The following is a 22,999-nucleotide window of genomic DNA, read 5'->3' on the forward strand; positions in this document are numbered from 1 at the left end:
GGTGGCCGGCACGTACGGCAGAGGATGCGGGAAAGGCATTGCTCCGCACCTTATAATAAGCTGTGGTAAGAGATTTGACGGATTTTTTTTTATTGGATATGAGATCAAATTTTATTTTACACAAAAAATTCTCGTAGAATTACTATATTACCAGTTCCGGTACTCACAAATAAACACTTTAGATATATGCGACATTTACTTTTACTCTTTGCTGTGGTGCTTATGATGATTGCATGTTCCAGAAAAGGAACTTCATTGAAAAGTGAGAGTAAACCGGAACTCAGTGAATTTCATGATCTTTTTGTAGCAGCGGAAAACCCGGATGTGGAATGTTACCGAATACCGGCTATCGTGACGGCACCGAACGGGGATTTGATTGCGGCCATTGACGAACGGGTACCAGGGTGTGCAGATTTACGCGGAAGCCGTGATATTAATATTGTGCTTCGTCGTAGTATGGACAACGGCGACTCCTGGACGGATATCCAGACCGTCGTGGATTTTCCGGATGGAAAATCGGCCTCAGATCCGAGTATGATTGTCGATGAGGAAACTGGTGAAGTCTTCATGTTTTATAACTATATGGATTTGGATAAAGAAAAAGATGTCTATTACCTTCATGTGGTCAAAAGCAGTGATAATGGAAATACCTGGAGTGAACCGTTCGACATCACCGATCAGATCACCAAGGCCGAATGGCACAACGACTTTAAGTTTATTACTTCTGGCCGGGGTATACAGACCAAAGACGGCTGGCTGCTTCATACCTTGGTTAATCTCAAGAATGGTTTGCATATTTTTGGTAGTAAAGATCATGGGGCGTCCTGGTTTCTGATCGATACACCCATAGAAGTGGGTGATGAGTCCAAAATCATACAGCTTGATAACGGGGACTGGATGATTAATTCGCGGGTGAATCAAGGCGGTAGAAGATATGTTCATGTGTCTGACGATCAAGGTCAGTCGTGGACCAGTCGGCCGGCGAACCAATTAACCGATCCGGGCAACAATGCAGGAATTATTCGATATTCCTCCAAAAGTGCGGGAGATGATCAAAACCGTTTGCTTTTTTGCAACACCAATTCTGAGAAAGGGCGTAAAAATCTAACGATACGGATAAGCTATGATGAGGGAAAAACCTGGTCGGACGGAAAGGTGATTTACCCGGGATCCGCTGCATATTCTTCGATAACAATCTTGGAAAATGGGGAGATTGGCGTGTTTTTTGAACGGGATGACTATTCTCGGAATACGTTTGTGAAATTTCCGATCGAATGGGTGAAGTGATTATAATAGCATGGATCCATAGGATGCCTGGAGGAGTATCACGTGGAAAGAGGATTCATCAGCGATGGGCTGTTCATTAATGGATACTTGCAAATCATGAAAGTCAAATAGTTTAAATACATGCGCATGAAAGAATCAGGTAAAAGAATTTTAGAGAAAAAGCAATAATCCCACAATCTTCTCGCCCAATTCCGTTTATTAATTACAGCAGACACATCAGCCTGAGAGACACAGCGTTTGCTAGGCTAGGGGCTGAAGATTGGGTCAGGGAGCATTCCACTTTCTCTGTTGGGCTTTACGTCTACGGTTTTCTTTCCTGTTCTCTGCTTGCACTTTTCCTAAAAAATTCTAACTATGGTTTTTTATTTAAAATATTTAAACTATCTTTGCAATCGCTTTTGAGAGAGGCAAGTGCTGTCCTTACCGGGATGCCTCAGGCTCAGAGTTATTTTGTTATAAATATTTTGATAAGCAGTGAATTTGTAATATGCCAACAATTAATCAATTAGTCCGAAAGGGTCGTAAGAAGATCAAAGAACAGAGTAAGTCCAGGGCGCTGGAGTCTTGTCCGCAAAAGCGGGCGGTGTGTACGCGTGTATACACGACAACGCCTAAGAAGCCAAACTCTGCGTTGCGTAAAGTGGCTAAGGTGCGATTGACAAATGGCATTGAGGTGATTGCATACATACCTGGGGAGGGACACAATCTGCAGGAGCACTCTATCGTGTTGGTGTCAGGTGGACGGGTCAAGGATTTGCCTGGTGTTCGGTATTCGATCGTGCGTGGTGCTTTGGATACCGCCGGAGTAGAAGGTCGTTTGCAGTCGCGGTCAAAGTATGGAACAAAAAAACCTAAATAATCATATTTGTAATTAAGCAGCCATGAGGAAAAGAAAACCAAAAATAAAAGGCATTGAACCTGATCCAAGATTTAAGGATCCTATGGTGACGATGTTTGTAAACAATATGATGTATTCCGGAAAAAAGGGATTGGCGTATCAGTTGTTCTACGGTGCGATGGATATCATTGATGAGAAAGAGGAAGAAGGCGGGTATGAAATCTGGAAGAAAGCGCTGGACACAGCCATGCCTCAGGTGGAGGTACGAAGCCGACGAATCGGTGGAGCTACTTTCCAGATACCTACTGAGATTCGACCAAAACGAAAGATGGTGACCGGAATGAAGTGGATTATCAAATTTGCTCGTCAGCGGAACGGCAAAAGTTTTTCCGAAAAACTGGCCGCAGAGTTGATGGCGGCTGCTAAGGGAGAAGGTGCTGCAGTAAAACGAAAAGATGAGACTCACCGGATGGCGGAGTCCAACAGAGCATTTGCACACTTCAGAGTGTGACCAAACAGCTAAGTAGAATTTATACAAATTAACAGAAGAGCTCAATCATGGCCAAGAAAGATTTAAAGTACACTCGAAATATAGGAATTGCAGCGCATATTGATGCGGGTAAGACCACTACTACAGAGCGTATCTTGTATTACACCGGAATTAGTCACAAAATCGGAGAAACGCACGATGGTGCTGCTACGATGGACTGGATGGAGCAAGAGCAAGAGCGTGGAATTACCATTACATCAGCTGCGACTAAGACGAGCTGGACCTGGGATGATCACGATTATGCGATCAATATTATTGATACACCGGGTCACGTTGATTTTACGGTCGAGGTGGAGCGTTCATTGCGTATCCTGGATGGTGTGGTTGCTTTGTTTGACTCTGTGAGCGGTGTAGAGCCACAGTCCGAGACGGTATGGCGACAAGCCGACCGCTATAAAGTTCCCCGATTGGGATTTGTAAATAAAATGGACCGACAGGGTGCCAATTTTTTTGAAGTGGTCCGACAGGTGAAGGAAATGTTGGGAGCCAACGCGGTTCCTATGCAAGTGCCCATCGGAGCAGAAGAAACATTCCGTGGTGTGGTTGATTTGATCACCAATGAAGCCCGGATTTGGAACGATTCCGATTTTGGAATGACTTTCGAAACGATAGAAATTCCTGACGAGCTTAAAAGTCAGGTGGAAGAATACCGTGAAAAATTAATCGAAGGTGTTGCGGAGTACAGCGACACACTTTTAGAAAAATATTTTGAAGATCCATCTTCTATCGAGCCGGATGAGTTGCGAAGTGCAATACGAGAAGCGGTGATTGATCAGAAAATCGTGCCGATGTATTGTGGATCTGCGTTCAAAAACAAGGGAGTTCAGGCGGTGTTGGATGGTGTATGTTCCTATTTGCCCTCGCCATTGGATGTGGAGGCCGTCGAAGGAATTAATCCGGACACAGGTGAAGAAGAAAAAAGACGTCCGAACAATGATGATCCATTTGCAGCGCTGGCCTTTAAGATCGCTACCGACCCGTATGTTGGTCGATTGGCTTTCTTCCGGACCTATTCGGGTACATTGGATGCCGGATCATACATATATAATTCTCGTTCTGGGAAAAAAGAAAGAATTTCGCGTCTGTATCAGATGCATTCCAATAAACAAAATCCTATTGACCGTGTAGAGGCTGGAGATATAGCCGCTGCCGTTGGTTTCAAGGACATCCGGACTGGTGATACCCTTTGTGAAGAAGGCAAACCGATTATCCTGGAGTCGATTACGTTCCCTGATCCTGTGATTGGATTGGCCATTGAGCCCAAGACACAAAAGGACATGGAAAAGTTGAGTGTTGGACTTGCCAAGTTATCGGAAGAAGATCCTACCTTCCGGGTCGAGTTTGACGATGAAACGAATCAGACCATCATCCGTGGAATGGGTGAATTGCACCTGGAAGTGTTGATCGAACGATTGAAGCGGGAGTTCAATGTAGAAGCGAATCAAGGAGCACCTCAGGTCAGTTACAAAGAAGCATTGACAAAAACGGTAGATCACCGGGAAAAACTTAAAAAGCAAACCGGTGGATCGGGATTGTTTGCAGATATGCAGTTTGAATTGGGACCTGCTGACCAGGAGTTCCTGGACAGTGATGAGTTCAAATCAGGAAAAGAGAAGTTGCAGTTTGTTAACGATATTACGGGGGGATCTATTCCAAGAGAACTTATCTCACCGATCCAAAAGGGCTTTTTAGCCATGATGGAAACCGGAATACTGGCTGGGTATAACATCGATAGCATGAAAGTACGAGTCTATGACGGAAGTACACATGCAGTGGATTCGAAACCAATTGCTTTTGAACTATGTGCGAAAGAAGGCTTCCGTGAAGCAGCACCTCGGTGTAAGCCGGTACTTCTCGAGCCAATCATGAAGCTGGAAGTGACCACACCGGAAGAGTATACCGGACCGGTTATTGGTGATTTGAATAAACGTCGAGGCCTTATTCTTGGTCAAGATATGAAAGCGACCGCTGTCGTTGTAAAAGCAGAAGTGCCATTGTCGGAAATGTTTGGTTATGTGACGCAATTGCGTACGATTACTTCCGGACGTGCAACGTCATCGATGGAATTTGCAAAATATGAACCAGTACCTGATAGTATTGCTGAAGATGTTATTCTGAAAGCAAGAGGTGAGGTTAATGTATAATTAATAATAAACAGGTAATGACAAGTCAAGTCTTGTCAATAAAAAAGAGGTTATGAATCAAAAAATCAGGATTAAGCTGCGTTCTTACGATCACAATTTGGTAGATAAGTCTACGGAAAAGATTGTGAAGACTGTAAGAAGTAGCGGCGCCGTTGTTTCGGGTCCGATTCCGCTGCCCACAAAAAAAGAGATCTTTACTGTGCTTCGTTCTCCGCACGTCAATAAGAAGGCTCGTGAGCAGTTCCAAATGCGTACCCATAAACGCCTTATAGAAATCTATTCGCCGACGCCGAACACAGTGGATGCACTTTCCCGATTGGAATTACCCAGTGGGGTTGATATTCAGGTCAAACTGACCTGATCAGATCAGATTCATTCATTTCTTTGGCCTGGGCCAGGAAAGACAATAAGGGCTATATATAGTCTGATACTCCAAAGATATCATGGGGTTCTTGACTTCCGGGATAATAGGCGGGTCTGTAATGACCATACTAGTATTAAAGAGAGATTTTTGAGGTGCTTTTCAGCCTGAAGGCTAAAGCACAGGAAATATATTTAAGAATTAAAATTCCAGAATAGTGAACGGAATATTAGGTCGAAAAATCGGCATGACGAGTTTTTATGATGCGGATGGGAAAAATGTAGCTGCTACAGTCATAGAAGCAGGACCATGCGTTGTAACACAGGTGAAAACCACTGATACAGATGGTTATCACGCAGTACAATTAGGTTTTGGTGAGAAACGAGAAAAGAATACATCCAAACCATTGATGGGACACTTTTCTGGTGCCAATACCACACCGAAAAAATTTGTTGCAGAATTCCGGGACTTTGAAGGTGATAAAAGCCTGGGTGATGAGCTTGTCATGGACGATGTTCTGGCGGAAGGTGATTTGGTGAATGTGATCGGAACATCCAAAGGAAAAGGATTCCAGGGCGTGGTGAAGCGCCATGGTTTTGGTGGAGTCGGTGATGCGACGCACGGTCAGCACAATCGTCAGCGATCGCCTGGTTCCATCGGTGCAGCTTCGTATCCAGCAAAAGTTATCAAAGGCATGCGTATGGCAGGTCAAACTGGAAACAGCCGGGTGAAAATGAAGAACCTTAAAGTTCTTAAAATTCATGCAGATGAAAATATTTTGGTCGTAAAAGGTGCAGTACCTGGCCACAAGGGGTCTTATGTGATCATCGAAAAGTAAATAGAATTATGAAATTGGATATATTAAGCACAAACGGCGAAACACTGGACAGATCGGTAGAACTGCCCGAAGAGGTATTTGGGATTACGCCCAATCAGCATGCCGTATATCTGGCTGTAAAAAATTACTTGAATAACCAGCGTCAAGGAACACATAAGACGAAAGGACGTTCTGAAGTGGCCGGAAGTACCCGAAAGATTAAAAGACAGAAAGGTACTGGTACCGCTCGAGCTGGTGATATTAAGAATCCACTTTTTCGAGGGGGAGGACGGATTTTTGGTCCGGAACCACGAACCTACAGTTCCAAGGTGAATTCCAAAGTGAAAGATTTGGCGAGAAAAAGTGCGCTTTCTGAAAAAGCACGTCAGGGTAAAATTTCTGTGGTTGAAGATTTTTCTTTTGACAAGCCCTCCACCAAATCTTTTGTTGAAGTATTGACAAACCTTAAACTGGATGGGCAAAAAGTCCTACTAGTGGTGAATGAGCACGATCGCAATGTGTATCTTAGCGGTCGGAATTATCCATCCATCCAGGTTACTGAAGTGCGTAATCTCAATACGTATGAAATTATGAAGGCAGGTACGGTATTACTTTCAGAAAGTGCGGTGGCGCATTTTAACCAGGCTAATTAACCGGAAAAATAGAAGAAAATGGCAAAGCGTATTTTAATAAAACCCCTGATTACCGAGAAAACGGATCAACTGAACGAAAAGTTGAATCAGGTCACCTTTGTGGTAGATCGGAAAGCGAATAAAATAGAAATTCGCAAAGCGGTCGAAGATCGATACAATGTGGAGGTAAATCAGGTGAACACCGGTATCATGCCCGGAAAACTCCGCCAGAAATTTACTCGGCACGGATTGGAAAAAGGACGTATCTCCAGCTTTAAAAAAGCGGTGGTTACCTTAGCTGTCGGTGAAGAAATTGATCTGTACGGGGAGCTGTAACCGAATAAGAATACGATTTTTAGAATAAACAGAAACAGGCAAAATGGCACTGAAAAAATATAAACCAATTACTCCCGGACTGCGTCACCGGATGGCGAATGATAATACCGAGGTAACGGCCTCCAGCCCCGAGCGGGCATTGACAAAAGGCCGGAATCGAATTGGCGGTAGAAATCGTACTGGAAAAATGACGATGCGTCATCGTGGGGGTGGCCACAAGCGGAAGTATCGCGTGATTGATTTCAAACGCAATAAAGATAATATACCGGCAAAGGTAAAATCTATTGAGTATGATCCAAATCGATCAGCTTATATCGCACTGTTGGCTTATGCAGATGGTGAGAAACGGTACATCATTGCCCCGGTTGGGATGAAAGTGGGAGATGAAGTGATGTCTGGATCGAAGGCACCGGTACAAGATGGTAATGCGCTTTTTCTGAAGGATATTCCATTGGGGACCAGTGTTTATGCGATAGAAATGCAACCTGGCAAAGGGGCGCAGCTGGTTCGAAGTGCTGGAACTTCTGCGACGTTGATCAGTAAAGAAGGAAAGTATGTGGTCTTGAAATTGCCTTCTGGTGAGATTCGTCGGATATTGGCGAGCTGTAAGGCGACACTGGGATCTACTTCCAATCCGGTTCACTCCAATGTGGTGATGGGGAAAGCCGGTCGGAACCGCTGGAAAGGACGTCGACCGCGGACACGTGGTGTGGCTATGAACCCGGTGGATCACCCGATGGGAGGTGGTGAAGGTAGAGCTTCCGGAGGTCATCCTCGGTCCCGAACCGGCGTGATGGCGAAAGGTCAAAAAACAAGAAGCCCGAAGAAAAAGTCAAATAACTTAATTATTTCAAGAAAGAAAAAATAGGAATAAAAGATGCCTAGATCAATAAGAAAAGGACCCTATGTATTTCATAAGCTTTTGACCAAACTAGAAAAAGCGAAAGAGTCGAAAAAAAAGACCGTGATCAAGACATGGTCACGAGCCTCTATGGTCATTCCTGATATGGTGGGAGAAACCATTGCGGTACATAATGGTAAAACTTTTGTTCCGGTGTTTATTACCGAAAACATGGTTGGACACAAATTGGGAGAATTTGCTCCTACACGAAGTTTCCGGGGCCATGCCGGTAACCGAAAGGGAGGTAGATAATATAATTGATAAGTGATGAGTTGGGAGTTTAATAAATGAGTATTATCGAATTTTAAAGCCAAACTCAGGAACTCATTAACCCAATAACTCAATAAGATAAAAAAATATGGAAGCAGTTGCGAAATTAAAAAATTGCCCGATGTCAGCACGAAAGATGAGACTGCTGGTAGATAACATTCGAGGTAAGAGTGTGAATGACGCACTCAATATCTGCCGGTTTTCAAACCGTGAAGCGGGAGAATGGATTGAGAAACTATTGATCTCAGCTATTTCCAACTGGGAATATAAAAGTGAAGGTCGCAGTGCAGAAGATTTTGATTTGTACATCAAAACTGCATTGGTTGATGAAGCCGGTATGCTAAAAAGAATCCGTCCTGCACCGCATGGACGGGCACACCGGGTACGAAAAAGATCAAATCATGTGACATTGATCGTAGAAAACAAATTGCCTTTTGAAGCTGAGGAGGACGAGGAGATCGAAGAACCCGTCATGGAAGAGGTAGAAACTAACAATGATGATAATTAAATACAACAAGCAAATTAAATAGAATGGGGCAGAAGACAAATCCAATTGGAAATCGTTTAGGAATAATTCGCGGCTGGGATTCAAACTGGTTTGCAGATAAAGATTTCGCTGATAAAGTCGTCGAAGATGAACGCATACGTCAGTATCTTCGTGCCCGTGTGCACAAAGGTGGCATATCATCGATTATTATCGAACGAACCTTGAAGCGAATAACGATTACCATCACGACGTCACGACCAGGAATTATTATTGGAAAAGGAGGATCAGAGGTTGATAGCATTCGTGCTGAGCTCAATAAGCTGACCGGGAAAGAGGTTCAGATTAACATCGTAGAAATTCGAAAACCCGAACTCGATGCCTATATCGTAGCCGAATCCATTGCGAAGCAACTGGAAGCTCGGATGAATTATCGTCGAGTGATTAAGATGACTATCCAGTCAACCATGCGTGCCAATGCTGAAGGGATAAAAGTACGGATCGCCGGTCGGTTAAACGGAGCAGATATGGCCCGAACTGAAGAATACAAAGACGGCCGAATTCCATTGCATACGTTCCGAGCCGATATTGATTATGCTCTGGTCGAAGCGCAGACGGTGTATGGAAAAATCGGAGTGAAAGTGTGGATTTGTCGAGGAGAAGTTCTGGGCAAACGAGAATTATCTCCACTTGTCGGTCTGAAGCAAAAACCGCGTGGTGGCGGCGGAGGTCGTGACCGGAAACGACGGAGAAAGTAATATTTCTCAAAATTAATTATAGAATATTCTCTAAAGATTGTACCTTTGCAAAACTTTTGCGGAAACGGTAGAAAAGAATAAATAAAAAGTCATGTTACAGCCAAAAAGGACGAAATATAGAAAGCAGCAAAAAGGGAGAAACCGCGGATTAGCCCACAGAGGTAGTTCCATTTCTTTCGGGGAATATGGCTTGAAAGCCACGACAGCCGGATGGATAACAAACCGACAAATCGAGTCAGCCCGGATTGCTCTGACTAGATATATGAAAAGAGAAGGGATTGTATGGATTCGTATTTTTCCAGACAAGCCGGTAACGTCCAAGCCGCAGGAAGTGCGTATGGGAAAGGGGAAAGGAGCTTTATCACATTATGTGGCTGTGGTGAAACCAGGAAGAATATTGTTTGAAGTAGCGGGAGTGCCTGCAGAAGTAGCTGAAGAGGCCTTTAGACTGGCTGCGCAAAAGTTACCAATAAATACCAAAATCTCTATGCGCAGAGATTTGAGAAACGTATAAAAATAGGAAATATAATGGCAGCATTGGATCCAAAAGATTATAAAGACCTGGGCCTGGAAGATTTGTCCGGGGAATTGGAAGGTACGGAAGCTCGATTGTCTCAGTTACAGTTCGATCATGCGACCAGAGGGATCGATAACCCTTTGCAGATTCGTTCATTGCGACGGAATATCGCTCGGCTGAAAACCGAATTACGTGCGCGAGAATTAAAAAGCAGCGATGAAACTGTTCTCAATCGTCGTAGTAAAATCAGAGCGCGTAGAGCAAAAAATTCTTAATCGAGTAATTTGTATAATATCATGGAAGAAAGGAAACTCAGAAAGACCAAAACAGGGTTAGTCAGTAGTGACAAAATGGATAAGACGATTACTGTCGTGGTAGAACGTCAGATCAAACACCCGATGTATGGTAAATTCATTACCCGATCAAAGAAATTTACAGCGCACGATGAAGAAAATCAGTGTGGTATCGGTGATAAAGTGGTGATTATGGAAACGCGGCCATTGAGTAAAAAGAAGCATTGGCGGCTCGTCGAGGTTCTCGAGAAAGCAAAATAATATAACAGACACCTTAAACAAGCAGTGTAGAAATGATACAGCAGGAAAGCAGATTAAAAGTTGCAGATAATTCAGGTGCACGAAATGTACTATGCATCCGGGTGCTGGGAGGTACCAGAAAACGATACGCACATGTCGGAGACGAGATCGTCGTATCTGTCAAATCAGCGACGCCCAACGGACAAATAAAGAAAGGAACGGTCTCCCGGGCTGTTATTGTTCGGACAAAAAAAGAAATACGTCGTCAGGATGGATCGTACATCCGGTTTGATGACAATGCGGTGGTGTTACTCAATGCTGCTGGAGAGCCCCGGGGAACGCGTATATTTGGTCCCGTTGCACGAGAACTCCGTGAGCGAGATCACATGCGAATTGTTTCACTTGCGCCTGAAGTACTATAAAGAAAAGATTATGAAAAAGAGATTTGCCCCCAAGTGGAAAATTAAAAAAGGAGATAAGGTAAAGGTCCTCGCCGGCGAATACAAAGGCACAGAATCTGAAGTTCTCCATGTCTTTCCTGAACAAGGACGTGTATTGGTGGATGACGTAAATATGGTCAAAAAACACCAGAAGCCGACAAATGATCATCCCGGTGGTATTATCGAACAACCGGCACCGATCAATATTTCCAACGTGATGTTGATTGACTCCAAAAGTGGGGAGGCTACACGCGTAGGTCGTAGAGTAGAAGACGGTAAATTAGTCCGTTATTCCAAGAAAACAGGAGAAACTATTAAATGATGAGTTATACACCAAGATTAAAAACACAGTATCAGAAGGAGGTGATTCCGCACATGATGGAAAAGTTTAACTATTCCAGCGTGATGGAAGTTCCGAAATTAACAAAGATCTGTATAAACCAGGGGATTGGCGAAGCCACCCAGGATAAAAAATTGGTTGATTCAGCCTTGGAGGAATTATCTATGATCGCAGGTCAGAGAGCGGTTCCGACGAAAGCCAAGAAGTCCGTTTCTAACTTTAAGTTGCGGGAAGGAATGACCATAGGAGCCCGGGTTACACTCCGAAAAGATCAAATGTATGAGTTTTTGGACCGGTTGGTAGCTGTAGCTCTTCCCCGTGTACGAGATTTCCGGGGAATTAGCGATAAAAGCTTTGATGGACGGGGTAATTATTCCTTAGGCATCACAGAACAAATCATTTTTCCTGAAATCAATATCGATAAAATCAATAAGATTACCGGAATGGACATTACCTTTGTGACAACAGCGAATACTGATGCAGAAGCATTGGAGCTGCTCAAAGGACTCGGAATGCCATTCAAGAATCAAAATTAATCCATAGATTATGGCCAGAAAGGCACTTATAGCGAGAGAAAAGAAAAGAGAGCGTATGGTAAAAAAGTACGCGGAATTGCGAGCGAAATTGAAAGAAGAAGGCGATTGGGAAGCGTTGGATAAATTACCGCGTAATTCTTCCCCTGTACGGTTGCACAATCGGTGCCGGTTAACCGGACGTCCGAAAGGGTATATGCGTAAATTTGGTGTTAATCGGGTGACTTTCAGAGAAATGGCACTCAACGGTAAAATTCCTGGTGTCACAAAAGCCAGTTGGTAAAATTACTTTTATAAAAGAAGCGAAATGGCAGTTACAGATCCTATAGCAGATTATTTGACTCGTATCCGGAATGCTCAGATGGCCGGACACAAGGTTGTGAGAATTCCATCGTCTAACCTTAAAAAGAGTCTGACAGAGATTCTTTACGAGAACGGTTTCATCTATCGATACAAATTCGATGATAAAGACGGACCGCAAGGTACCCTGAGTATCGCATTAAAATACCTCAAAGAGGATAATGCGCCATTAATCCGAAGCATGAAACGGGTGTCAAGACCTGGTTTGCGGATTTATAAGAAAGCGGTTGATATTCCCAGAGTGATCGATGGTCTTGGAATCGCTGTCATATCTACCTCGCATGGTCTGATGACGGATACTGAAGCTCGAAATAGAAACCTCGGCGGAGAAGTACTTTGCTACATCTATTAATAATAAGAATTTAAAATATATAAGCTATGTCTAGGATTGGATACCGGGTGCTGGAAATACCAAAAGATGTAAAAGTCGAAGTTTCCAAAGGCAATATGATAACCGTAAAGGGGCCGAAAGGAGAATTGACTCAACAAATCGATCCTGATATGGAAGTGAAGACCGAAGACAACACCGTATCATTGGTTCGACCAACCGAACAAAAACGACACAAAGCCCTACATGGTCTTTACAACGCCTTGGTCCACAATATGTTGGTTGGAGTTTCAGAGGGATACACCAAAGAACTTGAATTAGTCGGTGTGGGATTTCGGGTAAACAATACAGGAAACTTGCTGGAACTAACCGTGGGGTATTCTCACCCGATTATGTTCTACGTGCCGGATGAAATAAAACTGGAAACCATTACAGAGAAAGGTAAAAATCCACGCATTGTTATGGAAAGTTGCAATCTGGAACTCTTGGGAATGATAGCCAGCAAGATACGAGGTTTCCGGAAACCAGAACCGTACAAAGGAAAAGGAATCCGATACAAAGGGGAGTACATCCGACGTAAAGCAGGTAAGACAGCCGCTAAATAATTTTTTTTGATCCAACGTGAAATTGAGTAAGGATGAAAATGACTAAAACAGCACGAAGAAATCGTATTAAGAAACGCGTGCGTAGAAAAATTAACGGAAATGCCGATCAACCTAGATTGACCATATATCGTTCAAATAAAGGAATTAGTTGTCAGTTGATTGATGATGTGACGAACACAACGGTAGTAGCTGCGTCTTCCAAAGAAAAAGGTTTTAATGCTGAAGGAACAAAATCTGATCAAGCAAAAGAAATCGGTAAATTGATCGCAGAACGAGCCAAAGCTAAAAATATCGAATCGGTGGTGTTTGACCGAAGCGGGTACTTGTATCACGGGCGCATCAAAGCCTTGGCGGAGGGAGCACGGGAAGGCGGTCTCAAATTTTAATTAAGAATAGAACAATCACAGTATAATGGCGATAAAAAGAGTAAATCCGAACGAAGCTGGTGAACTGACCGAAAAGGTGGTCAGTCTGAGCCGGGTAGCAAAAGTAACCAAGGGGGGGCGTACCTTTAGTTTTTCAGCACTGGTCGTAGTCGGCGATGGAAATGGTGTAGTTGGATACGGACTGGGAAAAGCCCGGGATGTATCTGAGAGTATTGCAAAAGGAATTGAAGATGGGAAGAAAAATATGATCCGGTTTCCACTCTTGAATAGAACCATCCCTCATACGCAGAAAGGTAAATTCAGTGGAGGAAAAGTTCTGATGAAGCCAGCTACGGATGGTACCGGGGTTATTGCCGGTGGTCCTATGCGGGCTGTTCTTGAAGTTGCCGGAGTACACAATGTTCTGGCCAAATCACAAGGTTCATCCAATCCACATAACGTGGTCAAAGCAACGCTTGATGCACTTATGAAGTTACGAGATCCTTACACGATAGCCCGTGAACGCGGTCTTACACTGGAACAGTTATTTCATCAAAAGGAAAAGTAATTTATTCCTTTTATTAAACAACCTGAACAATGACAAAAGTAAGAATCAAGCAGATACGAAGTGCCATCGATCGGAGTACCAAACAAAAGCGAACCCTTCAGGCATTGGGTCTTAGGAAGATCAATGCAAGTGTGGAACACCAATTAAATGACAATATCCGGGGTATGATATTTCGGGTCTCCCACCTGGTCGAGGTCGAGGAAATTAGCGGAACCGATGGTTCTGAAACCAAAGCAGCAGGTGGACAATCTGTAAACGCGATAGCCGAAGAAGAATAACTGTCAGATACGATAACACAAAGAAATAGATTACGATATGGAGTTGCATAATTTAAAACCAGCGAAGGGCGCCGTTCACAATAGTAAACGGGTCGGTAGAGGAGAAGGAAGTGGAAACGGCGATACCGCTACCCGAGGACACAAAGGCGCAAAATCCCGGTCCGGATTTAAGAATAAAAGAAATTTTGAAGGGGGACAAATGCCGTTGCAGATGCGTCTTCCTAAACGCGGATTCAAGAATAGAAACCGGAAGGATTACAACACCTTTAATCTATTTGAATTAGCCGCTATTGCAGAAAAATATGATGTGACTGAGATTGATTTGCCTTTCCTGAAAGAACACCGGTATATTCAAAAAGGAGAATTAGTGAAGATCCTGGGGAATGGTGAACTGGATAAAGCATTGACAGTAGAAGTTCATGCTTTCTCTAAGTCAGCAAAAGATGCGATTGAAGCCCAAGGAGGTACTGTAAAAATACACGAATAAAGATTCCAATGAAAAGTTTTATATCCACCATAAAGAACATTTGGAAGATTAAAGAATTGCGTGAACGGATACTGTTCACGCTTTTGATCTTATTAGTCTATCGGTTTGGAACCTACGTCCTGTTACCGGGCGTAAACAGGGCTGTACTTGAAGCAGCTACTTCCAGTTCTGCTCCGACTGATATTCTTAGCATGATCAATGCTTTTGCAGGTGGAGCTTTTAACCGCGCTGCTTTCTTCGCACTGGGAATCATGCCATATATCACGGCTTCGATTATCGTGCAGTTGCTCGGATTTGCAGTGCCTTATTTCCAGAAACTTCAACAAAAGGAAGGGGAATCCGGACGGAAAAAACTAACCCAGATTACGCGTCTGTTAACGCTGGCGATTACCTTAGTACAAGGTGGAGCCTATCTAAGCTGGATCAAAAGCCAGGGCGCAATAGATCCCAATATTCCCGAATCCATCTTTTGGATATCCAATGTGATTATTCTTTCGTCAGGAACGATATTCGCGATGTGGCTTGGTGAAAAAATTACCGACCGAGGGATTGGAAACGGTATCTCCTTGTTGATCATGATCGGAATTATAGCTACCCTGCCTCAGGCCTTTATATTTGAATTTACTTCTCAAATGGCTGCAGGTGGCTTGCTGATCTTTGTGATTGAGATTGCTGCACTTTTTGCTATAACCATGGTCTGTGTGCTGATCGTACAAGGAATTCGAAAAATACCCATTCAGTTTGCCAAACGGATGGTGGGGCGTAGCAGCAACATACCCATTCAGGGTGCCCGGGACTATATTCCGATTAAGGTAGCAGCTGCAGGGGTAATGCCAATCATTTTCGCGCAGGCATTAATGTTTCTTCCGTCGACTGTTTCTCAGTACTTTATGGGTGAAACAACCAGTTCGACCGGTTTTCTGGCACAATTGACAGATATTTCTTCTTTCCCTTACAATGCCGTGTACTTTATTTTAGTCGTCGTGTTTACCTATGTTTACACCGCCTTGCTGGTGAACCCTAAGCAGTACGCAGAATATCTGAAACGACAAAATGCATTCATACCTGGCATAAAGCCCGGAAAACCTACGCAAGATTTTATTGACGCCGTCACGACCAGAGTGACATTGCCCGGTTCGATCTTTTTGGGTCTGATCGCGATTCTCCCGGCTGTGGTGACATTGTTTGGAGTAAATCAATTATTTGCTTATTTCTTCGGAGGAACCTCACTGCTTATTATCGTGGGTGTGGTACTTGATACCTTGCAACAGATCGAATCGTATCTTTTGATGCGAAAATATGATGGCTTGGTCAAATCAGGTAAAATCAAAGGAAGAAGCAGCTCTATGCAAACAATTGGTAGCGATTTATAGTTACCTGCACCATGAGCAACAAGATCATTTACAAGAACGAAGAAGAGATTGAACTTATCAGGAAGAATTGCCTGATCGTTTCCAAGGCATTGGCTCGTGTTGCAGAGCTTTTAAAACCCGGTATAACTTCGCTGGAGATTGATAAAGCAGCAGAAGAAGTCATTCGTGATCTAGGATCAACGCCTGGTTTTAAAGGCTACGGAGGGTTCCCGGCGACCTTATGTGTTTCATACAATGACATTGTCGTCCATGGTATTCCCGGAGATTATGAATTTAAAGACGGGGATATTGTTTCTGTCGATTGTGGTTCATTTTCAGAAGGATATTATGGAGATGCTGCCTATACTTTTGCATTGGGTGCCGTAAAGTCTGATGTGCTGGAACTGTTGCGTGTGACCCGTGAATCCCTCTATAAGGGCATTGAGAAGGCTGTGGTGGGAAATAGATTGGGAGACATCGGAGCAGCTATCCAGGACTATACAGAGAAAGAAAAAGGGTATAGTGTGGTACGGGATTTGGTGGGGCACGGTGTAGGGCAGAATCTGCACGAAGCACCTCAGGTTCCTAATTATGGCAAACGCGGTCGAGGCCGTAAACTGAGAGAAGGTTTGGTCATTGCGATCGAGCCTATGATCAATCTGGGCCGAAAAGAAATTTATCAGGAAAAGGATGGTTGGACCATAAAGACCCGCGATGGTGCACCTTCTGCTCACTTTGAACATACGATAGCGGTGGGGAAAGGGGATGCGGATATCCTGTCCAGCCATGACGAGGTCGAAGATAATTATAAAAAGAACGCTAATCTTCTTGATTTCTAAGATATTTTAGCGATATTTGCACTCCGAATTAAAAAATTATATGGCGAAACAAGGCATCATAAAACAAGACGGTATCATCGAGGAGGCGTTGTCCAATGCGATGTTCCGGGTGAGGTTAGAGAATGATCATTTGATTACAGCAACTATTTCCGGTAAGATGCGAATGAACTACATTCGTATATTGCCTGGTGATAAGGTGGCTGTAGAGATGTCACCATATGACTTGACCCGGGGGCGGATTACCTACCGGTATAAGTAATTATAAAAAATTAATACAATGAAGGTAAGAGCTTCGGTAAAGAAAAGATCGGCGGACTGCAAGATCGTTCGTCGGAAAGGGAAGATTTATATCATTAATAAAAAGAACCCTAAGTTTAAACAACGACAAGGTTAAAATCCAGTAATTATGGCACGAATAGCAGGAGTTGATTTGCCTCGTCACAAAAGAGGTGTTATCGCTTTGACCTACATTTATGGAATCGGGCGGACCCGTTCCAAGGAATTGTTAGCGAATGCTTCAATCGATGAGAATATCCATGTGGAAGATTGGACGGATGATAATATCCGAGATATTTCCAATGCGATACAGGAAGAGTATACAGTCGAAGGAGAACTTCGATCTGAAGTACAAACCAATATAAAGCGTTTGATGGATATAGCCAGCTATCGTGGGCTTCGGCACCGTAGAGGTCTTCCTGTTCGTGGACAACGAACCAAGACCAATGCTCGAACCCGGAAAGGTCGGAAGAAAACGGTCGCAAATAAGAAGAAAGTAACTAAATAATAATAACGCGAAGTCTAATCGAGGAAAATGGCAAAAGTAAAATCGAAGAAAAAAAAGAAGTTGCATGTCGGGCCTGAAGGGCTAGTCTATATTCAGGCATCATTCAACAATATCATAGTCACTCTGACGGATAAGCAAGGGAATGTGATCTCGTGGGGTTCAGCTGGAAAAGCAGGATTTCGGGGTTCCAAAAAGAATACGCCGTATGCAGCACAGATTGCAGCGAGCGATGCAGGCCAGGTGGCTTATGATGCCGGTATGCGTTCTGCGGAGGTGTATGTCAAAGGGCCTGGATCCGGACGTGAAGCTGCGATTAGAGCAATTGATGGCTTGGGGATTAAAGTACGTAAAATTGTCGACGTAACTCCCTTGCCGCACAATGGTTGTCGCCCACCCAAACGACGACGGGTTTAATCCTTAATTACTGAATATTATAAAATACAGATAGTTCATGGCACGATATACCGGACCAAAAACAAAAAAATCAAGAGCATTTGGCCAACCTATTTATGGGTATGACAAATACTATGAGCGACGAAAATACCCACCCGGCCATCACGGCGGAGGACGAAGACGCCGTCAAAAATCTGACTACGCACTTCAGTTAATGGAGAAGCAAAAAGCAAAATATACTTATGGTGTATTGGAGCGTCAGTTCCGGAATTTGTTTCATGCTGCAGAGAGTGCGCGTGGGGTGACCGGTGAAATCCTCATTCAATTCCTGGAATCAAGATTGGATAATACGGTGTTTCGTATGGGAATAGCTCCTACACGCCGTGCAGCTCGTCAATTGGTGACCCATAAACATATTGTGCTGAACGGTGTTCTTACTAATATTCCATCTGTGATACTACGTCCTGGAGATGTGGTTGCCGTTCGCGGTAAATCCCAAAGTATGGAGGTCATTAACGAGTCTGTGAACAGTAAATCAGACGTTCGTAAGTTCCCATGGCTGGAGTTCAATAAAGATAAAATGGAAGGAACCTTCGTCTCCGTCCCTGAACGAGAGAATATTCCCGAAACCATTAATGAACAATTAATCGTTGAATTGTACTCTAAATAAGAATTACAAAAATAGCTTATCGGCAAAGGCCTTCGGGTCTTTGCCTTTAGTCGTTATAGGAAAACATTAAAAATATCGCATATGAGTCTGCTAAATTTTCAAAAACCAGATAAAATTTTACTCCAGAAATCCGATGAATTTGATGGACACTTCGAATTCAAGCCGCTGGAGCCGGGCTTCGGTCAGACCATTGGTAATGGATTGAGAAGAGTACTGCTTTCCTCATTGGAGGGCTTCGCTATTTCTTCAATTCGTATAGCCGGAGTCGATCATGAATTTAGTACGATCAAGGGCGTCGTGGAAGATGTGATTGAAATAGTGTTGAACATCAAGCAAATACGACTTAAGAATAAGCTGGATGATCCTGATTTGGAAGAAGAAAAAATTTACCTGACCCTAAAAGGAAAAGGTGAATTCCGTGCCGGAGATATCGAAGAGCATACAAATGTATTCAGCGTAACCAATCCTGATTTACTGATATGTACTATGGATCCTTCAGTCAACCTGGAAATGGAGTTCACAGTTACAAAAGGTCGGGGATATGTACAGGCTGATGAAAACCTGCCAACGGATAGTGCGATTGGAGTAATTCCAGTAGATGCCATCTATACGCCCATTAAAAATGTTCAATATTCAATTGAGAATACTCGGGTAGGGCAGCGTACGGATTATGAGAAGCTCAATATTAACATCGAAACAGATGGAACCATCCATCCGGAAGATGCCATCAAAGAAGCCTCTAAAATTTTAATTCAGCATTTGCTATTAATAACGGATGATAACATCACTTTTGAAGCGGATGCACAGTCCGAAGATGATATTGTCGATGAGCACATCTTGCACATGCGCAAACTGTTGAAGACTGCTTTGGAAGATCTTGATTTGTCCGTACGGGCTTACAACTGTCTTAAAGCGGCCAAAATTAATACCCTTGGGGAATTGGTCCAGTATGAAGAACATGAATTGATGAAATTCCGAAACTTCGGTAAGAAATCAATGGTTGAGATCGAAGAATTACTGGAAGGTAAAGACCTTGAATTTGGGATGGATTTAGCGCCATTCAAGTTGGACGAAGAATAATCACAATTCTATAATAAAGATTGCAGTTACTGAAAATTTAATTTGGGTGCTGCGAAGTAAATTAAAATGTAAAACGATATGAGACACGCAAAAAAGTTTAACCATCTGGGGCGGACAGCACCTCACCGAAAAGCAACCCTGCAGAACATGTCAGTGGCTTTGATCAAGCACAAGCGGATCATTACCACGTTGGCCAAAGCGAAAGCTCTGAGACCTCATTTGGAGCCGATCATTACCAAGTCAAAGGCGAATAACATGCATGCCCGTCGTGTCGTGTTTCAATATCTACAGGATAAAGAGGCCGTCAAAGAATTGTTTGGACCAATTTTGATTGCGATAGGTGAAAGACCCGGGGGGTATCTTCGAATTATCCGGATGGGTTTTCGAAAAGGAGATGGCGCTCAAATGGCCATGATTGAGTTTGTTGATTTCAACGAAACATACAATCCCAACGATGGAAATGTTCCGGGCAAAAAACGAACGCGACGCGGAGGGAGAACGCGTCGAAGCGGTAGAGGATCTACAGGAGCGGCTGCAGCAGCTGCAGCTACCGACTCCGGGAAGGAAGAAGAATAAATTTATAAAGTCGGTTTTTACCGGCTTTTTTTTTGCTTATATTTGCACAAATCGAATAGTAACTTATCACATAAACTGATTACATGAAACACGATACGGCACCAGATAAAGGATATCTAGTATTAGCAGACGGTACAGTGTACACCGGTCATGCTATTGGCGTAAAAGGAACGACAACCGGTGAGATTTGCTTCAATACTGGAATGACAGGATATCAGGAAACTTTTACAGATCCGTCGTATTTCGGTCAGATTTTGGTGAGTACCAATGTACATGTTGGTAACTATGGATGCAAAGATAGCGAACAGGAATCCGACGGGGTGAAAATTGCCGGATTCGTATGTCGGAATTTTAGTGATCACTATTCCCGTAAACAAGGAGATCAATCGTTACAGGCTTATTTTGAAGATAATAAAGTCGTAGGAATATCGAATATTGATACACGCGCTTTGGTTCGTAAAATTCGGACAGAAGGTGCGATGAATGCTATTATTTCTTCGGAGATATTAGATGTAGAAGAATTAAAACGACAGGTCAAAGAAGTACCATCTATGGACGGTCTGGAGTTGGCTTCCAAAGTGGGGAATGCTGACGAATACGAAGTGGGGGATCCCGAATCTGATCTGCGGATAGCGGTGGTTGATTACGGTGTAAAATCCAGTATTATCGAGAATTTTGCCGTACGTGGTGCATTGGTTCGTGTTTTTCCGGCTTCCGCTGTGTACGATGATATTGTAAATTGGAATCCAGATGGAATATTTATTTCCAATGGTCCGGGAGATCCTGCGGCCATGGACTATGGTATTGAAATGGCCCGGCAGGTCATCGAAGATGACCGTCCGTCTTTTGGCATTTGCCTTGGGCATCAGTTATTTGCCTTGGCATCGGGGATTCCGACCTACAAAATGCACCATGGACACCGTGGCGCGAATCATCCGGTATTGAATACAGATAATGGATTGGGTGAAATAACCACCCAAAATCATGGATTCGGGGTGAGTGCAGAAGCCATTAATGATAATTTGGATAAAGTAGAAGTGACACATCGCAATCTCAATGATCAAACGATCGAAGGGTTGCGGATTAAAGGGCGCAACGCTTTTTCAGTTCAATATCATCCTGAAGCATCTGCTGGACCTCACGATGCCCGTTATTTATTTGATCAATTTATTTCAGAAGTAAAAAAATATAAAAAAGAATCAGCATGAGTGCAATAATTGAGATTAAAGGCCGGGAAATTTTAGACTCCCGGGGGAATCCGACCGTGGAGGTGGAAGTATTGACCGAGACAGGATTTATGGGGCGGGCAGCTGTACCTTCAGGTGCATCTACGGGCCAATACGAAGCGGTCGAATTGCGAGATTCTGACAAGGATAGATACCTGGGAAAAGGTGTACTGAACGCAGTAGAGAATGTCAATGATGAAATCGCTCGCGCTTTGGTAGGTGTAGAAGTGAGTGATCAACGCTTTATTGATGATCTGATGATCGAATTGGACGGGACGGACAATAAATCTGAATTGGGTGCTAATGCTATTCTAGGGGTTTCGCTTGCAGCCGCAAAAGCAGCAGCCAATGAATCAGGTATGCCGCTTTATCGTTATGTCGGGGGGGCCAATGCACATATTCTACCAGTGCCCATGATGAACATTTTAAATGGAGGATCCCACGCCGATAATAGTATCGACTTCCAGGAATTTATGATTATGCCTATTGGCGCTGATCAATTTAGCGAAGGTCTTAGAATGGGAACCGAAGTGTTCCATCATTTGAAAACGGTACTTCAATCAAAAGGATATTCGACAAATGTAGGAGATGAAGGCGGGTTTGCACCCAATATCAAATCGAATCAGGAAGCAATCGAAATCGTACTGCAATCCATTGAAAAAGCAGGCTATATTCCAGGAGATGATTTTTACATTGCCATGGATGCTGCGGCTTCTGAATTTTATGATCGGGAGAACAAAGTGTATCATTTTGCGGAATCGGATGGGCGTAAACTATCTTCCGACGAAATGGTGGCATACTGGGAAGAATGGGTGAATAAATATCCTATATTTTCCATAGAAGATGGCCTGGACGAAGATGACTGGACCGGGTGGACCAATCTAACAAGTGCCATTGGACAGAAAGTGCAATTGGTCGGAGATGATCTTTTTGTAACCAATGTGGATCGCCTGGAACGTGGAATTATCGACGGTGCAGCTAATTCGATTTTGATTAAGGTGAATCAGATCGGAACGCTTACAGAAACAATCGATGCGGTCAATCTGGCTACCATCAATGCTTATACTTCAGTGATTAGCCATCGGAGTGGTGAAACGGAAGATGTGACGATAGCTGATCTTGCAGTTGGTTTGAATACAGGCCAAATCAAAACAGGTTCTGCCTCTCGTTCTGATCGTATTGCAAAATATAATCAATTGTTACGAATTGAGGAACAGTTAGATAGCAGTGGTATTTATTTGGGTAAAGCCTTGCTGGGATAAATTTATTTTATATCTTGGGATTATTAAGGTGAAAGGTGAAAGGTGAAAGGTGAAAGGTGAAAAGGTCTCAAGCCTCAAACCACAA

General features: G+C 43.4%; 36 protein-coding genes. All 36 read left to right on the top strand.

What is annotated here, in order from left to right:
* Positions 1-186 precede the first annotated feature (186 nt).
* The 36 genes from KUV50_RS14180 to eno all read left to right on the top strand — a co-directional run bounded on the left by KUV50_RS14180 (position 187) and on the right by eno (position 22,914).
* The gene (locus KUV50_RS14180; protein WP_222580831.1) at positions 187-1,287 is read left to right on the top strand and encodes a sialidase family protein; all 1,101 of its coding nucleotides are present in this window, start codon (positions 187-189) and stop codon (positions 1,285-1,287) included.
* Positions 1,288-1,774: 487 nt separating this feature from the next.
* Positions 1,775-2,146 carry a 30S ribosomal protein S12 gene (rpsL, locus tag KUV50_RS14185; protein ID WP_222580832.1) on the top strand — a complete coding sequence of 124 codons (372 nt, stop codon included), beginning with the start codon at positions 1,775-1,777 and terminating at the stop codon, positions 2,144-2,146.
* A gap of 22 nt (positions 2,147-2,168) precedes the next feature.
* Positions 2,169-2,636, top strand: a complete 468-nt coding sequence (gene rpsG / locus KUV50_RS14190) for a 30S ribosomal protein S7 (protein WP_222580833.1) — start codon at positions 2,169-2,171, stop codon at positions 2,634-2,636.
* A gap of 47 nt (positions 2,637-2,683) precedes the next feature.
* Complete coding sequence (gene fusA / locus KUV50_RS14195) at positions 2,684-4,819, top strand: elongation factor G (RefSeq protein WP_222580834.1); 2,136 nt, start codon at positions 2,684-2,686, stop codon at positions 4,817-4,819.
* 52 nt (positions 4,820-4,871) lie between these two features.
* A complete protein-coding gene (rpsJ, locus tag KUV50_RS14200; RefSeq protein ID WP_222580835.1) occupies positions 4,872-5,180 on the top strand; it encodes a 30S ribosomal protein S10 in 309 nt (102 codons plus the stop codon).
* 217 nt (positions 5,181-5,397) lie between these two features.
* Positions 5,398-6,018, top strand: a complete 621-nt coding sequence (gene rplC / locus KUV50_RS14205) for a 50S ribosomal protein L3 (RefSeq protein WP_222580836.1) — start codon at positions 5,398-5,400, stop codon at positions 6,016-6,018.
* A gap of 8 nt (positions 6,019-6,026) precedes the next feature.
* Positions 6,027-6,650 carry a 50S ribosomal protein L4 gene (rplD, locus tag KUV50_RS14210; protein ID WP_222580837.1) on the top strand — a complete coding sequence of 208 codons (624 nt, stop codon included), beginning with the start codon at positions 6,027-6,029 and terminating at the stop codon, positions 6,648-6,650.
* Positions 6,651-6,668: 18 nt separating this feature from the next.
* A complete protein-coding gene (gene rplW / locus KUV50_RS14215; protein ID WP_222580838.1) occupies positions 6,669-6,965 on the top strand; it encodes a 50S ribosomal protein L23 in 297 nt (98 codons plus the stop codon).
* 43 nt (positions 6,966-7,008) lie between these two features.
* Complete coding sequence (rplB, locus tag KUV50_RS14220) at positions 7,009-7,833, top strand: 50S ribosomal protein L2 (protein ID WP_222580839.1); 825 nt, start codon at positions 7,009-7,011, stop codon at positions 7,831-7,833.
* A 9-nt stretch (positions 7,834-7,842) separates the two neighbouring features.
* Entirely contained in the window at positions 7,843-8,118 is a 276-nt protein-coding gene (rpsS, locus tag KUV50_RS14225) for a 30S ribosomal protein S19 (protein WP_222580840.1), read from the top strand.
* A gap of 106 nt (positions 8,119-8,224) precedes the next feature.
* Positions 8,225-8,644, top strand: coding sequence for a 50S ribosomal protein L22 (gene rplV, locus KUV50_RS14230; protein WP_222580841.1), 420 nt, complete (start codon positions 8,225-8,227; stop codon positions 8,642-8,644).
* A gap of 23 nt (positions 8,645-8,667) precedes the next feature.
* The gene (gene rpsC, locus KUV50_RS14235; protein ID WP_222580842.1) at positions 8,668-9,378 is read left to right on the top strand and encodes a 30S ribosomal protein S3; all 711 of its coding nucleotides are present in this window, start codon (positions 8,668-8,670) and stop codon (positions 9,376-9,378) included.
* A 91-nt stretch (positions 9,379-9,469) separates the two neighbouring features.
* Complete coding sequence (gene rplP, locus KUV50_RS14240; protein WP_222580843.1) at positions 9,470-9,892, top strand: 50S ribosomal protein L16; 423 nt, start codon at positions 9,470-9,472, stop codon at positions 9,890-9,892.
* A gap of 14 nt (positions 9,893-9,906) precedes the next feature.
* A complete protein-coding gene (gene rpmC, locus KUV50_RS14245) occupies positions 9,907-10,170 on the top strand; it encodes a 50S ribosomal protein L29 (protein WP_222580844.1) in 264 nt (87 codons plus the stop codon).
* 21 nt (positions 10,171-10,191) lie between these two features.
* Positions 10,192-10,449 (top strand): 30S ribosomal protein S17, encoded by a 258-nt coding sequence (gene rpsQ, locus KUV50_RS14250; RefSeq protein ID WP_222580845.1) that lies wholly within the window; start codon positions 10,192-10,194, stop codon positions 10,447-10,449.
* Between the two features lie 32 nt (positions 10,450-10,481).
* Complete coding sequence (gene rplN / locus KUV50_RS14255) at positions 10,482-10,850, top strand: 50S ribosomal protein L14 (RefSeq protein WP_222580846.1); 369 nt, start codon at positions 10,482-10,484, stop codon at positions 10,848-10,850.
* A 10-nt stretch (positions 10,851-10,860) separates the two neighbouring features.
* Positions 10,861-11,190 (top strand): 50S ribosomal protein L24, encoded by a 330-nt coding sequence (gene rplX, locus KUV50_RS14260; RefSeq protein ID WP_222580847.1) that lies wholly within the window; start codon positions 10,861-10,863, stop codon positions 11,188-11,190.
* Entirely contained in the window at positions 11,190-11,744 is a 555-nt protein-coding gene (gene rplE / locus KUV50_RS14265) for a 50S ribosomal protein L5 (protein ID WP_222580848.1), read from the top strand. Before rplX ends, rplE begins: the two co-directional genes overlap by 1 nt.
* A gap of 10 nt (positions 11,745-11,754) precedes the next feature.
* The gene (gene rpsN, locus KUV50_RS14270; protein WP_222580849.1) at positions 11,755-12,024 is read left to right on the top strand and encodes a 30S ribosomal protein S14; all 270 of its coding nucleotides are present in this window, start codon (positions 11,755-11,757) and stop codon (positions 12,022-12,024) included.
* A 24-nt stretch (positions 12,025-12,048) separates the two neighbouring features.
* Positions 12,049-12,453 (top strand): 30S ribosomal protein S8, encoded by a 405-nt coding sequence (gene rpsH / locus KUV50_RS14275; protein WP_222580850.1) that lies wholly within the window; start codon positions 12,049-12,051, stop codon positions 12,451-12,453.
* Between the two features lie 26 nt (positions 12,454-12,479).
* Complete coding sequence (rplF, locus tag KUV50_RS14280) at positions 12,480-13,034, top strand: 50S ribosomal protein L6 (RefSeq protein ID WP_222580851.1); 555 nt, start codon at positions 12,480-12,482, stop codon at positions 13,032-13,034.
* A gap of 32 nt (positions 13,035-13,066) precedes the next feature.
* On the top strand, positions 13,067-13,420 hold the full coding sequence (gene rplR / locus KUV50_RS14285) for a 50S ribosomal protein L18 (protein WP_222580852.1): 354 nt from the start codon (positions 13,067-13,069) through the stop codon (positions 13,418-13,420).
* Positions 13,421-13,445: 25 nt separating this feature from the next.
* Positions 13,446-13,967: a 30S ribosomal protein S5 gene (rpsE, locus tag KUV50_RS14290; RefSeq protein ID WP_222580853.1), complete on the top strand. Its 522-nt coding sequence runs from the start codon at positions 13,446-13,448 to the stop codon at positions 13,965-13,967.
* A gap of 29 nt (positions 13,968-13,996) precedes the next feature.
* Positions 13,997-14,245 carry a 50S ribosomal protein L30 gene (gene rpmD / locus KUV50_RS14295; RefSeq protein WP_222580854.1) on the top strand — a complete coding sequence of 83 codons (249 nt, stop codon included), beginning with the start codon at positions 13,997-13,999 and terminating at the stop codon, positions 14,243-14,245.
* 37 nt (positions 14,246-14,282) lie between these two features.
* Positions 14,283-14,732, top strand: a complete 450-nt coding sequence (rplO, locus tag KUV50_RS14300) for a 50S ribosomal protein L15 (protein ID WP_222580855.1) — start codon at positions 14,283-14,285, stop codon at positions 14,730-14,732.
* An 8-nt stretch (positions 14,733-14,740) separates the two neighbouring features.
* A complete protein-coding gene (gene secY / locus KUV50_RS14305; protein WP_222580856.1) occupies positions 14,741-16,105 on the top strand; it encodes a preprotein translocase subunit SecY in 1,365 nt (454 codons plus the stop codon).
* A gap of 11 nt (positions 16,106-16,116) precedes the next feature.
* Positions 16,117-16,923: a type I methionyl aminopeptidase gene (map, locus tag KUV50_RS14310; RefSeq protein WP_222580857.1), complete on the top strand. Its 807-nt coding sequence runs from the start codon at positions 16,117-16,119 to the stop codon at positions 16,921-16,923.
* Positions 16,924-16,963: 40 nt separating this feature from the next.
* A complete protein-coding gene (infA, locus tag KUV50_RS14315) occupies positions 16,964-17,182 on the top strand; it encodes a translation initiation factor IF-1 (RefSeq protein ID WP_222580858.1) in 219 nt (72 codons plus the stop codon).
* A gap of 18 nt (positions 17,183-17,200) precedes the next feature.
* The gene (gene ykgO, locus KUV50_RS14320; RefSeq protein ID WP_044221860.1) at positions 17,201-17,317 is read left to right on the top strand and encodes a type B 50S ribosomal protein L36; all 117 of its coding nucleotides are present in this window, start codon (positions 17,201-17,203) and stop codon (positions 17,315-17,317) included.
* Positions 17,318-17,329: 12 nt separating this feature from the next.
* Positions 17,330-17,707 (top strand): 30S ribosomal protein S13, encoded by a 378-nt coding sequence (gene rpsM, locus KUV50_RS14325; protein ID WP_222580859.1) that lies wholly within the window; start codon positions 17,330-17,332, stop codon positions 17,705-17,707.
* A gap of 27 nt (positions 17,708-17,734) precedes the next feature.
* Positions 17,735-18,121 (top strand): 30S ribosomal protein S11, encoded by a 387-nt coding sequence (gene rpsK, locus KUV50_RS14330; RefSeq protein WP_222580860.1) that lies wholly within the window; start codon positions 17,735-17,737, stop codon positions 18,119-18,121.
* A gap of 37 nt (positions 18,122-18,158) precedes the next feature.
* Positions 18,159-18,770, top strand: a complete 612-nt coding sequence (gene rpsD, locus KUV50_RS14335) for a 30S ribosomal protein S4 (RefSeq protein ID WP_222580861.1) — start codon at positions 18,159-18,161, stop codon at positions 18,768-18,770.
* 81 nt (positions 18,771-18,851) lie between these two features.
* Positions 18,852-19,850 carry a DNA-directed RNA polymerase subunit alpha gene (locus tag KUV50_RS14340; RefSeq protein ID WP_222580862.1) on the top strand — a complete coding sequence of 333 codons (999 nt, stop codon included), beginning with the start codon at positions 18,852-18,854 and terminating at the stop codon, positions 19,848-19,850.
* A gap of 78 nt (positions 19,851-19,928) precedes the next feature.
* On the top strand, positions 19,929-20,426 hold the full coding sequence (rplQ, locus tag KUV50_RS14345) for a 50S ribosomal protein L17 (RefSeq protein ID WP_222580863.1): 498 nt from the start codon (positions 19,929-19,931) through the stop codon (positions 20,424-20,426).
* Positions 20,427-20,509: 83 nt separating this feature from the next.
* Positions 20,510-21,634, top strand: coding sequence for a glutamine-hydrolyzing carbamoyl-phosphate synthase small subunit (carA, locus tag KUV50_RS14350; protein WP_222580864.1), 1,125 nt, complete (start codon positions 20,510-20,512; stop codon positions 21,632-21,634).
* Positions 21,631-22,914 (top strand): phosphopyruvate hydratase, encoded by a 1,284-nt coding sequence (eno, locus tag KUV50_RS14355; protein ID WP_222580865.1) that lies wholly within the window; start codon positions 21,631-21,633, stop codon positions 22,912-22,914. Before carA ends, eno begins: the two co-directional genes overlap by 4 nt.
* The last annotated feature ends 85 nt before the right edge of the window (positions 22,915-22,999 follow it).

The sequence above is a fragment of the Membranihabitans marinus genome, assembly GCF_019802045.1.
Taxonomy (GTDB): domain Bacteria; phylum Bacteroidota; class Bacteroidia; order Chitinophagales; family Saprospiraceae; genus Membranihabitans; species Membranihabitans marinus_A.

Coding starts and splice junctions, on each gene's coding strand:
- KUV50_RS14180 (WP_222580831.1), top strand. CDS start 187: ATGCGACATTTACTTTTACTCTTTGCTGTGGTGCTTATGATGATTGCA.
- rpsL (WP_222580832.1), top strand. CDS start 1,775: ATGCCAACAATTAATCAATTAGTCCGAAAGGGTCGTAAGAAGATCAAA.
- rpsG (WP_222580833.1), top strand. CDS start 2,169: ATGAGGAAAAGAAAACCAAAAATAAAAGGCATTGAACCTGATCCAAGA.
- fusA (WP_222580834.1), top strand. CDS start 2,684: ATGGCCAAGAAAGATTTAAAGTACACTCGAAATATAGGAATTGCAGCG.
- rpsJ (WP_222580835.1), top strand. CDS start 4,872: ATGAATCAAAAAATCAGGATTAAGCTGCGTTCTTACGATCACAATTTG.
- rplD (WP_222580837.1), top strand. CDS start 6,027: ATGAAATTGGATATATTAAGCACAAACGGCGAAACACTGGACAGATCG.
- rplW (WP_222580838.1), top strand. CDS start 6,669: ATGGCAAAGCGTATTTTAATAAAACCCCTGATTACCGAGAAAACGGAT.
- rplB (WP_222580839.1), top strand. CDS start 7,009: ATGGCACTGAAAAAATATAAACCAATTACTCCCGGACTGCGTCACCGG.
- rpsS (WP_222580840.1), top strand. CDS start 7,843: ATGCCTAGATCAATAAGAAAAGGACCCTATGTATTTCATAAGCTTTTG.
- rplV (WP_222580841.1), top strand. CDS start 8,225: ATGGAAGCAGTTGCGAAATTAAAAAATTGCCCGATGTCAGCACGAAAG.
- rpsC (WP_222580842.1), top strand. CDS start 8,668: ATGGGGCAGAAGACAAATCCAATTGGAAATCGTTTAGGAATAATTCGC.
- rplP (WP_222580843.1), top strand. CDS start 9,470: ATGTTACAGCCAAAAAGGACGAAATATAGAAAGCAGCAAAAAGGGAGA.
- rpmC (WP_222580844.1), top strand. CDS start 9,907: ATGGCAGCATTGGATCCAAAAGATTATAAAGACCTGGGCCTGGAAGAT.
- rpsQ (WP_222580845.1), top strand. CDS start 10,192: ATGGAAGAAAGGAAACTCAGAAAGACCAAAACAGGGTTAGTCAGTAGT.
- rplN (WP_222580846.1), top strand. CDS start 10,482: ATGATACAGCAGGAAAGCAGATTAAAAGTTGCAGATAATTCAGGTGCA.
- rplX (WP_222580847.1), top strand. CDS start 10,861: ATGAAAAAGAGATTTGCCCCCAAGTGGAAAATTAAAAAAGGAGATAAG.
- rplE (WP_222580848.1), top strand. CDS start 11,190: ATGAGTTATACACCAAGATTAAAAACACAGTATCAGAAGGAGGTGATT.
- rpsN (WP_222580849.1), top strand. CDS start 11,755: ATGGCCAGAAAGGCACTTATAGCGAGAGAAAAGAAAAGAGAGCGTATG.
- rpsH (WP_222580850.1), top strand. CDS start 12,049: ATGGCAGTTACAGATCCTATAGCAGATTATTTGACTCGTATCCGGAAT.
- rplF (WP_222580851.1), top strand. CDS start 12,480: ATGTCTAGGATTGGATACCGGGTGCTGGAAATACCAAAAGATGTAAAA.
- rplR (WP_222580852.1), top strand. CDS start 13,067: ATGAAAATGACTAAAACAGCACGAAGAAATCGTATTAAGAAACGCGTG.
- rpsE (WP_222580853.1), top strand. CDS start 13,446: ATGGCGATAAAAAGAGTAAATCCGAACGAAGCTGGTGAACTGACCGAA.
- rpmD (WP_222580854.1), top strand. CDS start 13,997: ATGACAAAAGTAAGAATCAAGCAGATACGAAGTGCCATCGATCGGAGT.
- rplO (WP_222580855.1), top strand. CDS start 14,283: ATGGAGTTGCATAATTTAAAACCAGCGAAGGGCGCCGTTCACAATAGT.
- secY (WP_222580856.1), top strand. CDS start 14,741: ATGAAAAGTTTTATATCCACCATAAAGAACATTTGGAAGATTAAAGAA.
- map (WP_222580857.1), top strand. CDS start 16,117: ATGAGCAACAAGATCATTTACAAGAACGAAGAAGAGATTGAACTTATC.
- infA (WP_222580858.1), top strand. CDS start 16,964: ATGGCGAAACAAGGCATCATAAAACAAGACGGTATCATCGAGGAGGCG.
- ykgO (WP_044221860.1), top strand. CDS start 17,201: ATGAAGGTAAGAGCTTCGGTAAAGAAAAGATCGGCGGACTGCAAGATC.
- rpsM (WP_222580859.1), top strand. CDS start 17,330: ATGGCACGAATAGCAGGAGTTGATTTGCCTCGTCACAAAAGAGGTGTT.
- rpsK (WP_222580860.1), top strand. CDS start 17,735: ATGGCAAAAGTAAAATCGAAGAAAAAAAAGAAGTTGCATGTCGGGCCT.
- rpsD (WP_222580861.1), top strand. CDS start 18,159: ATGGCACGATATACCGGACCAAAAACAAAAAAATCAAGAGCATTTGGC.
- KUV50_RS14340 (WP_222580862.1), top strand. CDS start 18,852: ATGAGTCTGCTAAATTTTCAAAAACCAGATAAAATTTTACTCCAGAAA.
- rplQ (WP_222580863.1), top strand. CDS start 19,929: ATGAGACACGCAAAAAAGTTTAACCATCTGGGGCGGACAGCACCTCAC.
- carA (WP_222580864.1), top strand. CDS start 20,510: ATGAAACACGATACGGCACCAGATAAAGGATATCTAGTATTAGCAGAC.
- eno (WP_222580865.1), top strand. CDS start 21,631: ATGAGTGCAATAATTGAGATTAAAGGCCGGGAAATTTTAGACTCCCGG.